This is a genomic window from Saccharothrix sp. 6-C, from assembly GCF_016695385.1.
Taxonomy (GTDB): domain Bacteria; phylum Actinomycetota; class Actinomycetes; order Mycobacteriales; family Pseudonocardiaceae; genus Actinosynnema; species Actinosynnema texasense.
This window is the reverse complement of sequence record NZ_CP064192.1, coordinates 8194731-8207371: the sequence shown is the minus strand read 5'-3', so window position 1 is coordinate 8207371 and position 12641 is coordinate 8194731. Positions and strand designations below refer to the sequence as shown.

The window sequence follows — 12641 nt, the reverse complement described above, 5'->3', positions numbered from 1 at the left end:
GGTCGGCCGGGTTCCGCGATGCCGTTCGGAACGGCCGGTCGCCCGTGGGTCGGGCGACGACGTGGCCGTGAGGGGCGAGGCCCGGCGACCGGCGGACCCGGCGACCGCGAGCCTGGCGGCTAGTTGCCGGCCATGATCTTCTGCAGGGCGTCCAGAGCGCGGCTCGCGGTGCTCTTCACCGTGCCCTTGCTGATGCCGGTGGCCTCGGCGATCTCGGCTTCGGAGAGGTCGCCGTAGTAGCGCAGCACGAGCACCTCCCGCTGCCTCGGCGGCAGCTGGGACAGCGCCCGCACGACCGCCTGGTGCTCGGCGGTGAGCATGGCGAGGCTCTCCGCCGAACGCGCGTTCGCCACGTGCGGCGGGGTGTAGTCGCGGGCCGTCTTGCGCCGCCGCAGCACGCTGCGCGAGCCGTTGACGACGGCGGTCCGCAGGTAGCCGACGGCCGCCTGCGCGTCCCGCAGGTTCTTCCAGTTGCGGTACAGGCCGGTGAACGCCTCCTGGACCACGTCCTCCGCCGTGGCGGGCTCGTCGACCAGCAGCAGCGCCAGCCGGACCAGCCGCATCCGGTGCTGGCGGTACAGGTCCTCCAGCGTCAGCGGGCCGGTCGGGGCCGGTGCCGCGCCGTCCTGGATCCGCAGGTTCGTCAGCGTGTCCTGCACACGCGCGATGCCGCCGCTGTTCCGATCGGGACCGACCACGGAAATGACGTTACCTCCTCACGGGGTAGCTTCGGTGCGGCGCTGCACAACGGAGGTGGGCATTCGATGGCTCGGTTCGCGGTCGAGTTGGTCTTCGGCGACAACCAGGACGAGCGGATGGCGGTCCGACCCGCGCACCGCGAGTACCTGGCGACGCTGGTCGAACGGGGTGTGCTGCTCGTGTCCGGCCCCTACGCCGACCAGTCCGGCGCCCTGCTGGTCTACGAGGTCGCCGACGAGGCGGAGCTGCGCGACGTCCTCGCCGCCGACCCGTACACGCCCGCCGGCGTCGTCAAGGAGACGCGCGTGCACGAGTGGCAGGCGTTGACGGGCGTCTGGCTCTAGCCCTTCTCGGCCGCGGCGGCGGCCGAGCCGCCCGGTCCGACCAGTCCGGACAGGTCGTTCGCCGCCATCTCGCGGTCGGCGGCGGGCACCGACTTCGCCGCCTGCCGGTCGACGACCTTCGGGGTGAACGCGCGGAAGAGCTTCAGCCCGCCGACCCAGCCCGGCACGTGCACGGCCTTCGACCGCCGGGTGATCGCCCGGACCACGGCCTTGCCGACGTCGGCGACCGGGTACTTCTTGCCCGCCAACCCCGGCATGCCGCGGCGCATCGGGCCGAACACGGGGTGCTCGTCGGCGCTGTCGACCATGTCGGTGGAGATCCACGAGAAGTACGCCACGCCGACGTCCACCCCCAGGTGCCGCACCTCCGCGCGCAGGCTGTCCGCGAACGCCTCGCAGCCCGCCTTCGCCGCGGAGTAGGCCCCGTTGCCGGGGATGTGCACGATCGCCGCCAGCGACGACACGACGAGGCAGTAGCCGCGGCTCGCGACGAGGTGCGGCAGGCACGTCCGGACCGTGCGCCACACGCCGAGCAGGTTGACCTCGATGACCCGTTCGAAGGCCGCTGGGTCCATCGACCGGATGAAACCGGTGGCGGCGACGCCCGCGTTGGCGACGACCACGTCGATGCCGCCGTAGTGGTCGACCACGCCGGCCACCGCGGTCTCCAGCGCCGCCCAGTCGGTGACGTCGGCCTCCCACGCCCGGCCGCCGCACTCCTCGGCCACCTGCCGCAGCCGGTCGCCCTCCAGCCCGACCAGGGCGAGCTTCGCGCCCTTCGCGGCCAACCGCCGCGCCACCTCCGCGCCGATGCCCCTCGCCGCGCCAGTGATCAGGACAACCTTGCCCGCAACGTCCACGGTGACCTCCTCAGCCCGTCCAGCCAGGGAGGCCACCGTAACGCAACTTACCGCCAGTAAGCTACTGGGGAGTTAAACGGCGCCGGCCGCGGTCAGCGCCGCCACCTCGTCGGCCTTCAGCTCCAGCTCCAGGGCCGGGAGCAGGTCGGCGAGCTGGTCGGCGGTGCGGGCGGACGCGATCGGCGCGGCCACCGTCGGCTGCTCCGCCAGCCACGCCAGGGCGACCGCCGCCTGGGTGGTGCCGTGCGCGGCCGCGACCTCGTCCAGCGCCGCGAGGATCCGCAGGCCGCGCTCGTCCAGGTACTTCGACGCGGCGGCGGCCCGCGCGCTCTCCACCTCGACGCCCGGCCGGTACTTGCCGGTCAGGAAGCCCTTCGCCAGGCCCCAGTACGGAGCGGACGCGAGCCCGTGGTCGGCCACCGCGCGGGACAGCTCGCCCTCGTAGGAGCGGTCCACGAGGTTGTACGCCTGCTGGAGCGCGACGAACCCGGCGAAGCCCTCGCGCCCGGACACGGCGAGCGCCGACGTGAGCCGCTCGGCGGTGTAGTTGGACGCGGCGACGTGCCGGACCTTGCCGGCGCGGACCAGCCGGTCGAACGCCGCCAGCGTCTCCTCCTGCGGCGTGTCGAGGTCGTCCTTGTGCGCGTAGTACAGGTCGATGTGGTCCACGCCGAGGCGGCGCAGGGAGTCCTCGGCGGCGCGCTCGATCGTGTCGGCCTTGAGGTCGGCCAGGCCGTCGAGCATGCCGACCTTGGTCGCGACGACGACCGAGTCCCGGTTGCCGCGGCTGCGCAGCCACCGGCCGATGATCGTCTCCGACTCGCCGCCGACGTGGCCCTCGGCCCACGCCGAGTACGCGTCGGCGGTGTCCACGAAGTTGCCCCCGGCCGCCGTGAAGGCGTCGAGCACGGCGAACGAGGCGTCCTCGTCGGCGGTCCAGCCGAACACGTTGCCACCCAGGCACAGGCGCGACACGTCGAGGTCGCTGGTTCCGAGTTTCGTCATGTCGCGAAGCTAGGCGCGCCGGTCCGATCTCGCCGAATGGACCAGCCAGGACTAAATGGCGCGGCGGCGCGGTTGGCAGTCGTCAGCACCTAGTTCGCGGGGAGACGAAATGACGGTCGAGTTGGGCAGGTACGGCGTGTGGGACCGGGCCGCGCGGTGGGTGGGCCGGGGCGAGGACGCGGCCGAGCTGGAAGGGCTCGGGTTCGGCGCGCTCTGGCTGGGCGGGTCGCCCGACGGCAGCGTCATGACCACGGTCTCCGAGCTCCTGGACGCCACCGAGAAGATCACCGTGGCGACCGCCGTGATGAACGTCTGGACGACACCGGCCGGCGAGGTCAACGACGGCTACCGGGCGCTGGCGTGGACGGACCGGTTCCTGGTCGGCATCGGCACCGGGAACGGTGAACTCGTGGGTGAGGTCCATCACAGCCCTTACCAGAAGCTGATCCACTACCTGGACGAGCTGGACGTGCCGCGCGACCGCTTGGCGCTGGCCGCGCTCGGCCCGCGGCTGCTCCGGCTCGCCGCCGCCCGGACGAGCGTCGCCCACCCCTACCTGGTGACGCCCGACCACACGGCGAGGGCGCGCGAGACCGTCGGCGCGGGCGTGCTGCTCGCCCCCGAGCAGCACGTGGTGCTGGAGGAGGACCCGGCACGGGCCCGTGACCTGGGGCGGGAGGCGCTGGCCGAGTACCTGGGCCGGCCCGACCACACCCGCAACTGGCTGCGGCACGGCTTCACCGAGGACGACCTGGCCGGCGGCGGCAGCGACCGCCTGGTGGACGCCCTGGTCGCCTGGGGCTCGGTCGAACGGGTGGCGAAACGCCTGCGTGAGCACCACGAAGCGGGCGCCGACCACGTGGCCGTCCAAGTGGTCGGCGCCCCCGACGCCCAGCAGGCGTTGCGCGACGTCGCCGCCGCGCTGGAGGACGACTAGTTCTCGGAGACCTCCACGCCCTTCCAGAACGCGACGTGGTCCTTGATGTTCGCCGCGGCCTCGCTGGGCGTCGGGTAGAACCACGCGGCGTCGGCGTTGTCCTGACCCTTCACGTGCAGCGTGTAGTAGCTCGCCGTGCCCTTCCAGGGACAGACCGACGTGGTGTCCGACGGCCTGAGGTACTGGGCGTGCACCGACTCCAGGGGGAAGTAGTGATTCCCCTCCACCATCTCGGTCTTGTCACTCTCGGCGATGATCTCGCCGTTCCACCGTGCGATCGCCATGACACCACTATGCCGTTGATCATCTTCGGTCGCCGGCCCGTGCCCGTAGGATGCTGCCGACACCGCGTTCCGGGCACCCGAGGAGGACCCACAGATGCCCATCGCAACCCCCGAGGTCTACGCCGAGATGCTCGACCGCGCGAAGGCGAACGAGTTCGCCTACCCCGCGATCAACGTCACCTCGTCCGAGACCCTCAACGCGGCCCTGCGAGGTTTCGCGGAAGCCGAGAGCGACGGGATCATCCAGGTCTCGACCGGTGGTGCCGAGTTCGCCTCGGGCACCAAGGTCAAGGACATGGTGACCGGCGCGGTTGCGCTGGCGGAGTTCGCGCACGTGGTCGCCGAGAAGTACCCGGTGAACATCGCGCTGCACACCGACCACTGCCCGAAGGACAAGCTCGACGGCTACGTCCGGCCGCTCGTCGCGATCAGCCAGGAGCGGGTGGACCGCGGGCTCAACCCGCTGTTCCAGTCGCACATGTGGGACGGCTCGGCCGTGCCGCTCGACGAGAACCTGAAGATCGCGTCCGAGCTGCTCGACCTCACCGCCAAGGCGAAGATCATCCTCGAGATCGAGGTGGGCGTCGTCGGCGGCGAGGAGGACGGCGTCGTCGCCGAGATCAACGAGAAGCTCTACACCTCCCCCGAGGACTACCTGAAGACGGTGGACTCCCTCGGCGCCGGTGAGAAGGGCCGCTACCTGGTCGCGGCGACGTTCGGCAACGTGCACGGCGTGTACAAGCCGGGCAACGTGAAGCTGCGCCCGGAGATCCTCAAGCAGGGTCAGGACGTGGTGGCCGAGAAGCTGGGCCTGCCGGCCGGCTCCAAGCCGTTCGACCTGGTCTTCCACGGCGGCTCCGGCTCGCTGCTGGAGGAGATCCACGAGGCGCTGACGTACGGCGTGATCAAGATGAACATCGACACGGACACGCAGTACGCGTTCACCCGGCCGATCGTCGGTCACATGTTCGCCAACTACGACGGCGTGCTCAAGGTGGACGGGGAGGTCGGCAACAAGAAGGCCTACGACCCGCGGTCCTACCTCAAGGCCGCCGAGCAGGGCATGGCCGCCCGCATCGCGCAGGCGTGCGAGCACCTGAAGTCGTCCGGCCGCATGATCGCCGGCTGAGACGTCCCGCACGGCGAACGGCCCCCTCCCGGTCGCGGAGGGGGCCGTTCCGCGTTCCCGGCCGACCCGCTACCTGCCGTTCAGGCGGCAGACGGCGGCGTCCACCAGCTCCGCCTGCGCGGCGGCCGCGTCCGGCGCGGCGAGGGCGAAATTGGTGGTCAGCAGCACGGTGACGGTGCGGTCGCCGGCGGCGTCGGCGTAGTTGTGGCTGCGGTAGCCCGGGAAGCCGCCCGAGTGGCCCCAGACCGTGCCGCAGGACGTCTTCACCTCCATGACGCCCAGGCCGTAGCCGTGGGGGCTGGAGCCGCCCTGGGGCACCGCGTCGCGCATCTCCGCGAGCAGGTGGCGGGGGATCAGCCGGCCGGACATGAGGGCGGTGAGGAAGCGGCGCCAGTCCGCGGGGGTGGAGATCAGGCCACCGGCGGCCCACGCGGGGCTGAGGTCGATCCCGGTCACGTCGACGTGCTCGTGGCGCCGAGGACCGGCGAAGCCGTCGCCGACGGGCACGCCGGGCGGGAGCAGCGGGCCGAGGTGCTCGGCGTCGGGCTCGTACCCGCGGGCGTGCCGGCCGCGGAACCCGGTCCCGTCGGCGAAGTAGGTGTCGCCCATCCCGAGCGGCCGGAGCACCTGCCGCTCCACCAGGTCGGTGTACGGCCGGCCGGTCACGGCCTCCAGCACCATCCCGATCAGCGTGTAGTTCGTGTTGCTGTAGTCCCAGCGCTCACCGGGCGCGAACAGCGGCGGGTGCGACACGGCCACGGCGACCAGGTCGGCGGGCGGCCAGGGCCGCGGCTGCCACCCCGTGAGCAGGCCGAGCAGGCGCGGGTCGTCGAGGTAGTCGAACAGGCCGCTGGTCTGGTTGAGCAGCATCCGGAGCGTGATCGCCGAACCGTTCGGCACGACACCCGGCAGCCACCGCCCGACCGGGTCGTCCAGGCCGATCCGCCGTTCGGCGACGAGCCGCAGGACCAGGGTCGCGGACACCGTCTTCGTGTTGGACGCCATCTTGAACTCGTCGTCGGACCGGAGCCGGTGGTCCGGGAGCGTCCAGCGGGCCTGCCGGGCGACCTCCACCGGCCGGCCGCGCCCGTCGTCCACCCGGACGACGACGCCGGGGACGCCCGCCGCCAGGGCCCGGTCGACGGCGCTCGCCAACCGGTCCGGCGGGGCGGCGGCCGCGAGGCCCGCGGTGGTCGCGGTCAGGGACAGGGCCAGTGCCCCGGCCACGGCGGCGCGGAGAAGTCGGCGCATGAAAGGTTCCCCCAAGGGTTCGGGCTGTGCCCGACCGATCCTCGGGGGGAACCGGAGCGCCCGGAATCAGGCGACCACCAGTGGTCGTCCGGGGGTCTGCCCCACCTCGACCCGGTCGGCGACCAGCCAGAGCGCGGTCAGCACCACGAACGTCACCGCGGCGGACGGGTACAGGATCGGCGGCGCGGCGTCGACCGCCTGCAACGCCCAGATCCCGCCGTAGCCCAGGCCGGTGACGGCCGCGGAGCCGAGCACGGCGGCCAGTGGCCCGGGCAGCCTGCCCAGGTGCGCCGCGTCCACGGCCAGGCCGATCAGCAGCAGGAACACCGGCACGGTCGACAGCGGGAAGTCGGCGACGCCGAGCAGCGGCCAGATCAGCAGGCGGTAGGCGACGTAGCCGCCCGCCACCGCCGTCGCGGCCCACGGCACGCCGATCGTGCGCCGCGCGATGACCAGCACGAGCGCCGCCGCGACCAGGCCCCACACCGGGTAGACCCAGTCGGGGATGGGCAGCGAGAACTGGACGATCGACTCGCGGTCCACGGGCCGGCCGATCTGGTCGGCGGCGAACTGCAGCAGGCTCGGTTCGGCGTACGGGTCGCCGCGGTCCCACGAGGCGATCTCCAGCACGCCGTACTCCTGGTGCTGGTTCGGGAACCACATGTTCTCCAGGAACAGCAGCCACAGCCCGGTCAGGCCGAGCACCCGCCACCGGCCGCCGGCCGGGAAGAGCCGGATCCAGCCGCGGATCGCGCCCGCCATCATGATCGCGGTGCCCAGGTACAGCAGGGCGTGCGACCCGCTCCACGACGTGATGTCGAGGCCGTTGATCCGGTGGTTGATCAGGTCGATGGGCAGCGCGACCAGGAAGACGCCGGTGCCCCACTGCATCAGCCGCAGCGCGGTCTTGTCCGCGCCGTAGCCGGTGTAGGTGTGGAACAGGGTCAACCCGACCACGATCACCGTGCCCACGGTGTTGATCATGTGTGGTGGCGCCAGTTCGTCGCGCAGCCACTTGAAGTGCCAGGCCACGTCCCACGAGGAGCCGATCAGCTTGAGCAGCAGACCGACGAGCCAGAGCTTGTAGAGCCCGGCGACGAGCGCCGGTGGCGTCTCACGCCCCGGCTCGCCGCGCTCCCAGTACTGGTCGCGGAAGTGCGCGACGCGATTGGTTACCCCCATGTTCACCCGCCCATGATGCGTCCCGGCTGGGGTGGCTGGAAGGGTGCCCCGCCCTGGAATTTTCCCGGAACATCCCCTAGGGGATGTCCATGACCAGCGTATTCCGGGTCGACTCATGCTAACAGGTGATGTTCGTTGCTCCGAATGGCCGCAACGGGAAAGGTGCCGCCCTGAGAGTTCACTGAGAACCGAGGAGCGCCTCCATGGGAAAGAAGGTCGTCGCCGGCCTCATCGTCACCGCGCTGGTGCTGGCACTGGTCGCTGCGGTGGCCCGGGTATTCCTAAGCTGAGGGCATGGACAACCTGCTCGGTCCCGAACCCACGTTGCTGCCGGACCGCCCGGAGGCGCAGGCCGCCGCCGAGGCGGGCACCGACCCGGCCAAGATCGTCCGCGCCTACCCCGACTTCAGCGAGGCGTGGGCGCTGCTCGCCGAGCGGGCGCTGCAGACCGGCGACCCGGTGGCCGGCTACGCGTACGCGCGCACCGGCTACCACCGCGGTCTCGACCAGCTGCGCCGCTCCGGGTGGAAGGGCCACGGCCCGGTGCCCTGGTCGCACCGCGGCAACCAGGGCTTCCTGCGCGCGCTGGCGGCGCTGGCGCGGGCCGCCGACGAGATCGGGGAGAGCGAGGAGTACGAGCGCTGCCGCAAGTTCCTCGGCGACAGCGACCCGGCGGCGCCCGCCGCGCTCGGCCTGAGCTGAGCACGTGGGTGCCGTGCGCGACGAGGTGGCGCGCAGGCTGAAGCGGTGGCAGAGCACGGCCTTGCCGATCGGCCAGGCCGCGCTCGCCGCCGGTCTGTCCTGGCTGGTCGCCACCGGCCTGGTCGGTCACGCGCACCCGTTCTTCGCGCCGATCGCCGCCGTCGTCTGCCTCGGCGTGTCGCTGGGGCAGCGGCTGCGGCGGGTGGTGGAGCTGGTCGTCGGCGTGTCCGTCGGCGTCGGCGTCGGCGACGTGCTGATCTCGCTGATCGGCTCCGGGCCGTGGCAGATCGCGCTGGTCGTGGCGTTGGCGATGTCCGCGGCGGTGCTGCTGGACGGCGGCGCGGTGATCGCGCTGCAGTCCGGCTCGTCGGCGGTGCTGGTCGCCACGCTGCTGCCGCCCAGCGCCGGCGGCGGGCTGGACCGGATGGTGGACGCGCTGGTCGGCGGCCTCGTGGGGCTGGCCGTGACGGCGCTGCTGCCGGCGAACCCGCTGACCGTGGCGCACCGGCAGGCGAAGGTCGTGCTCGGCGAGCTGACCGAGGCGCTGCGGGGCGTGGCGACGGCGGTGACCGAGTCCGACGCCGTGCAGGCCGCCGGGGTGCTGGCGCGGTTGCGCGGCAGCCAGGAGGCGGTGGACGAGTTCGCGGCGGCGTTGAAGACCGGCGGCGAGATCGCCACCATCGCGCCGATCCGCTGGCGCAGGCGGCACGAGCTGGGCCGGTACGAGACGGCCGCGACGCCGGTGGACTACGCGCTGCGCAACACCAGGGTGCTGGCGCGGCGGGCGTTGGCGGCGCTGCGGGACGGCGAGCGGATGCCGGACGTGCTCCCCGACGTGCTGCGGCAGTACGCGGACGCGGTGGACGTGCTGCGCGGCGAGCTGGAGCGCGGTGTCGAGCCGAAGCGGGCGCGGGCGGCGGTGCGCGACGCGGCGACCTGCGCCACGGCGCAGCACCTGGGCGGCGAGGGCTTCTCCACCAAGGTGGTGCTGGCGCAGGTCCGGTCGGTGGCCGTGGACCTGCTCCAGGCGACCGGGCTGTCCAGGTCGGAAGCCGCGGAGTCGTTGCCGCCCCTCACCCGGCGGTGAGCCGCCGGCGCGGTCCGGCGGGCGGCAACGACTCCGGGAGCGCCTAGCCCTCCGGGCGGTTCAGCACGCCGAGCAGGACGGCGTGCACCGCCTGGTGGTCGGCCGGGTCGGCGATCTCGCACGACGCGCCGGTGATGGCGTACCACTCCTCGGCGCCCTCGTAGCGCACGCTCGCGCGCAGCTTCCCGCCGTCGAGCGTGGTGCGCAGCTCCAGGTCGCCGGTCACCACGCCGACCTCGTCGGTCATCACGCCGCCGGGTCCGGCCACGAAGGCGGAAGACAGGTCAGCCATCGGTCGTCAGCACCTCCCGAGCATGCTTTGCAGTGCAGACTTCTCCGCCGGGTTCACGCTCAAACCCCACGTGTGCTTCGAGCGCGTCCACATCTTCGCGTACGTGCACCAGTAGGAGGTCAGCGGCGGCTTCCAGAGCGCCGGGTCCTGGTCGCCCTTGGCCTGGTTGACGTTGTCGGTGACGGCGATGAGCTGCGGGCTCGTCAGGTCGTTGGCGAAGGACTGCCGGCGCGACGTGGTCCACGACGACGCGCCGGAGCGCCACGCCTCGGCCAGCGGCACGACGTGGTCGATGTCGACGTCGGACGCCGCCGTCCACGTCGCGCCGTCGTACGGGCTGTACCAGCGGCCGGACGTGGCCGCGCAGGCGGAGTCCGTGACGACGTTCGCGCCGTCGCGCTTGAGCACGGTCTCGCGGGTGTTGCAGGCGCCCGACACGGTGCTCCAGTGCGGGAACAGGTCCCGCGAGTAGCCGCTGGTCGAGCCTTCGGTGGCCACCCTCAGCGCGGCCAGCTCCGACAGGGCGGTGCTGGTGCTCGGGATGTTCGGCGGTGTCGCCTGGGCGGGGGTGACCAGGCCGACTGCCAGCGCACCAGCCAGGAGCAGGGAAAGAGCCGGAAGCCGCGGGAATGCGGTGGAACGCGCGGTTTTGTTGACCGTTGACATAATTCCGACCTTCCTAGTTGGAAGCTGTCGGAATTACCTTGGGTCAATTCTCCTTCCGTTACAACGCTTTCGAGTGACGCCTGAATGGCGGCCGAGAAAATTCCTCCGTCGCTACATCCCGCGGACCAGCCGCAAATCTTCCGTGTGGCGGTACCAAGTCCACTTGCCCATCGGCCGCGGGTGCGGGACGCCGTCGGAGTCCACCTGCACCGGCAGGCAGCCCAGCTGGAACGCGCGCGCCTGCGTGCTGGTCACCTTCCGCCCGAGCAACCGCTTGTGGATGACCCGCACGACCAGACCCGGCCCGCCCTCCGGGTCCGGCGTCACCTCCAGCCGGGACGCCTGGCCCCGGAGCACCACCGTGTCGTCCCCGTAGCCGACCCCGCGCACCGGGCCGAGCGAGCCGAGGCCGACGAGCACGCCGCCGACGTCGTCGCGGACGAGCGGCACCCGGTCGGGATCACCCGACAGCGCGAGGTCGAGCGCGCGGCCCGGGTCGGTCGGCAGGCCCCAGAGCGCGGCCACCTCGGACCGCGGGTCCGCGGGCACGTACCCGAGCGGCACGTCGGCGAGCCGTTCGGTGCGCAGCAGCCGCAGCACGACCGCGTTGAGGTCGCCGTCGGTGCCGTGCACGACGAGACGTTTGTCACCCGAATCGGCGAGAACCGCGTCCACCTCGGCCTTCCCGGGCCGTTCCGCCACCTGGCGGACCTCGAAACGGTCACCGTCCGTGATCAATGGCGACTGCGAGTTTCCGCAGGCCAGCACGATTCCGCGCACCTTCATCTCCTGGTCTAACCTCAACAGCCGTCCTGTGACGGCTGGACCACCACAGGACACTCGGCGCTTACCCGTCCAACCGCTTGGAGTTTCACATGCCGGCCGTCGTGCTGATCGGTGCCCAGTGGGGCGATGAGGGCAAGGGCAAGGCAACCGACCTGCTCGGTGACCGGGTGCAGTGGGTGGTCCGGTACCAGGGCGGCAACAACGCCGGGCACACCGTGGTGCTGCCCGACGGCCAGAAGTTCGCCCTGCACCTGATCCCCTCCGGCATCCTCACCCCTGGCGTGACCAGCGTCATCGGCAACGGCGTCGTGGTCGACCCCGGCGTGCTGCTCGAGGAGCTGGCGGGGCTGGACTCCCAGGGCGTCGACACCAGCAAGCTGCTCATCTCCGCGGACGCGCACTTGATCATGCCCTACCACGTGGCGATCGATAAGGTCACCGAGCGGTACCTGGGCAAGGCCAAGATCGGCACCACCGGTCGCGGCATCGGCCCGTGCTACCAGGACAAGATCGCCCGCGTCGGCGTGCGCGCGCAGGACCTGCTGGACGAGAAGATCCTCCGGCAGAAGGTCGAGGCCGCGCTCGACTTCAAGAACCAGGTGCTGGTCAAGGTCTACAACCGCAAGGCGCTCGACCCCGGGCAGGTGGTGGACAGCGTGCTGGAGCACGGCACCAAGTTCACCTCCCGGATCGCGGACACCCGCCTGCTGCTCAACCAGGCGCTGGAGCGCGGCGAGACGGTGCTGCTGGAGGGCTCGCAGGGCACCCTGCTCGACGTCGACCACGGCACCTACCCGTTCGTGACGTCGTCGAACCCGACCTCGGGCGGCGCGAGCGCCGGGTCGGGCATCGGGCCGACGCGGATCACCACGGTGATCGGCATCCTCAAGGCCTACACCACGCGCGTGGGCTCGGGCCCGTTCCCGACCGAGCTGGACGACGAGATGGGCGAGCACCTGCGCAAGACCGGCGGCGAGTTCGGCGTGACGACCGGGCGGTCCCGGCGCACGGGCTGGTTCGACGCGGTGATCGCCCGCTACGCGGCGCGGGTCAACGGCATCACCGACTACTTCCTGACCAAGCTGGACGTGCTGTCCGGCCTGGAGAAGGTGCCGGTCTGCGTCGGCTACACGATCGACGGCGAGCGGGTCGACGAGATGCCGATGTCGCAGACCGACGTGCACCACGCCGTGCCGGTGTACGAGGAGCTGCCGGGCTGGTTCGAGGACATCAGCCACTGCCGCGCCTACGAGGAGCTGCCCGCCAACGCGCGCGCCTACGTGGAGCACCTGGAGCAGATCTCCGGCGCCCGGATGTCCGCGATCGGCGTCGGCCCCGGCCGCGACCAGACCATCGTGCGCCACGAGATCATCTGAGCCTTCGGGCGAGAAGTGCCTCCGAGGCCGAAGCAATCGGC

General features: G+C 71.8%; 15 protein-coding genes. 6 read left to right on the top strand and 9 right to left on the bottom strand.

The genetic code is table 11. The features are described 5' to 3' along the window. Window positions 1–119: 119 nt before the first annotated feature. Window positions 120–698 carry a SigE family RNA polymerase sigma factor gene (locus IOD16_RS35720; protein WP_053714368.1) on the bottom strand — a complete coding sequence of 193 codons (579 nt, stop codon included), beginning with the start codon at window positions 696–698 and terminating at the stop codon, window positions 120–122. Between the two features lie 66 nt (window positions 699–764). Between IOD16_RS35720 and IOD16_RS35715 the strand changes: the two genes are divergently transcribed. After that, complete coding sequence (locus tag IOD16_RS35715; protein ID WP_123744982.1) at window positions 765–1043, top strand: YciI family protein; 279 nt, start codon at window positions 765–767, stop codon at window positions 1041–1043. On the opposite strand, the gene IOD16_RS35710 is transcribed toward IOD16_RS35715, so the two are convergent. Next, entirely contained in the window at window positions 1040–1903 is an 864-nt protein-coding gene (locus IOD16_RS35710; RefSeq protein WP_236594574.1) for a short-chain dehydrogenase/reductase, read from the bottom strand. The two genes, IOD16_RS35715 and IOD16_RS35710, sit on opposite strands and share 4 nt — an antisense overlap. A gap of 72 nt (window positions 1904–1975) precedes the next feature. Next, the gene (locus tag IOD16_RS35705; protein WP_201437911.1) at window positions 1976–2908 is read right to left on the bottom strand and encodes an aldo/keto reductase; all 933 of its coding nucleotides are present in this window, start codon (window positions 2906–2908) and stop codon (window positions 1976–1978) included. Between the two features lie 109 nt (window positions 2909–3017). Here IOD16_RS35705 and IOD16_RS35700 point away from each other — a divergent pair, with 109 nt between their 5' ends. Then, window positions 3018–3845, top strand: coding sequence for a TIGR03620 family F420-dependent LLM class oxidoreductase (locus IOD16_RS35700; protein ID WP_123744984.1), 828 nt, complete (start codon window positions 3018–3020; stop codon window positions 3843–3845). Here the strand turns inward: IOD16_RS35700 and IOD16_RS35695 are convergent. Beyond that, entirely contained in the window at window positions 3842–4129 is a 288-nt protein-coding gene (locus IOD16_RS35695; protein WP_123744985.1) for a DUF427 domain-containing protein, read from the bottom strand. The two genes, IOD16_RS35700 and IOD16_RS35695, sit on opposite strands and share 4 nt — an antisense overlap. A 94-nt stretch (window positions 4130–4223) precedes the next feature. Here IOD16_RS35695 and fbaA point away from each other — a divergent pair, with 94 nt between their 5' ends. Then, window positions 4224–5258 carry a class II fructose-bisphosphate aldolase gene (gene fbaA, locus IOD16_RS35690; protein WP_123744986.1) on the top strand — a complete coding sequence of 345 codons (1035 nt, stop codon included), beginning with the start codon at window positions 4224–4226 and terminating at the stop codon, window positions 5256–5258. Between the two features lie 69 nt (window positions 5259–5327). Here fbaA and IOD16_RS35685 read toward each other — a convergent pair whose 3' ends face one another. Together IOD16_RS35685 and IOD16_RS35680 are read right to left on the bottom strand one after the other, a co-directional pair. Beyond that, window positions 5328–6509, bottom strand: a complete 1182-nt coding sequence (locus IOD16_RS35685; RefSeq protein ID WP_201437910.1) for a serine hydrolase domain-containing protein — start codon at window positions 6507–6509, stop codon at window positions 5328–5330. Window positions 6510–6575: 66 nt separating this feature from the next. After that, entirely contained in the window at window positions 6576–7691 is a 1116-nt protein-coding gene (locus tag IOD16_RS35680; protein ID WP_236595266.1) for a hypothetical protein, read from the bottom strand. A gap of 294 nt (window positions 7692–7985) precedes the next feature. On the opposite strand from IOD16_RS35680, the gene IOD16_RS35675 reads away from it, so the two are divergent. Together IOD16_RS35675 and IOD16_RS35670 are read left to right on the top strand one after the other, a co-directional pair. Then, on the top strand, window positions 7986–8393 hold the full coding sequence (locus IOD16_RS35675; protein ID WP_123744989.1) for a DUF3151 domain-containing protein: 408 nt from the start codon (window positions 7986–7988) through the stop codon (window positions 8391–8393). 4 nt (window positions 8394–8397) lie between these two features. Further along, complete coding sequence (locus IOD16_RS35670; protein WP_201437908.1) at window positions 8398–9480, top strand: FUSC family protein; 1083 nt, start codon at window positions 8398–8400, stop codon at window positions 9478–9480. 43 nt (window positions 9481–9523) lie between these two features. On the opposite strand, the gene IOD16_RS35665 is transcribed toward IOD16_RS35670, so the two are convergent. From IOD16_RS35665 to IOD16_RS35655, 3 genes are all read right to left on the bottom strand, one after another. Then, window positions 9524–9772 carry a hypothetical protein gene (locus IOD16_RS35665; RefSeq protein ID WP_123744991.1) on the bottom strand — a complete coding sequence of 83 codons (249 nt, stop codon included), beginning with the start codon at window positions 9770–9772 and terminating at the stop codon, window positions 9524–9526. A gap of 6 nt (window positions 9773–9778) precedes the next feature. Next, window positions 9779–10438, bottom strand: coding sequence for an HNH endonuclease family protein (locus tag IOD16_RS35660; RefSeq protein ID WP_201437907.1), 660 nt, complete (start codon window positions 10436–10438; stop codon window positions 9779–9781). A 111-nt stretch (window positions 10439–10549) separates the two neighbouring features. Beyond that, window positions 10550–11224, bottom strand: coding sequence for a diacylglycerol kinase family protein (locus tag IOD16_RS35655; RefSeq protein WP_201437906.1), 675 nt, complete (start codon window positions 11222–11224; stop codon window positions 10550–10552). Between the two features lie 89 nt (window positions 11225–11313). Between IOD16_RS35655 and IOD16_RS35650 the strand changes: the two genes are divergently transcribed. Beyond that, on the top strand, window positions 11314–12600 hold the full coding sequence (locus tag IOD16_RS35650) for an adenylosuccinate synthase (RefSeq protein ID WP_201437905.1): 1287 nt from the start codon (window positions 11314–11316) through the stop codon (window positions 12598–12600). Window positions 12601–12641 lie beyond the last annotated feature (41 nt).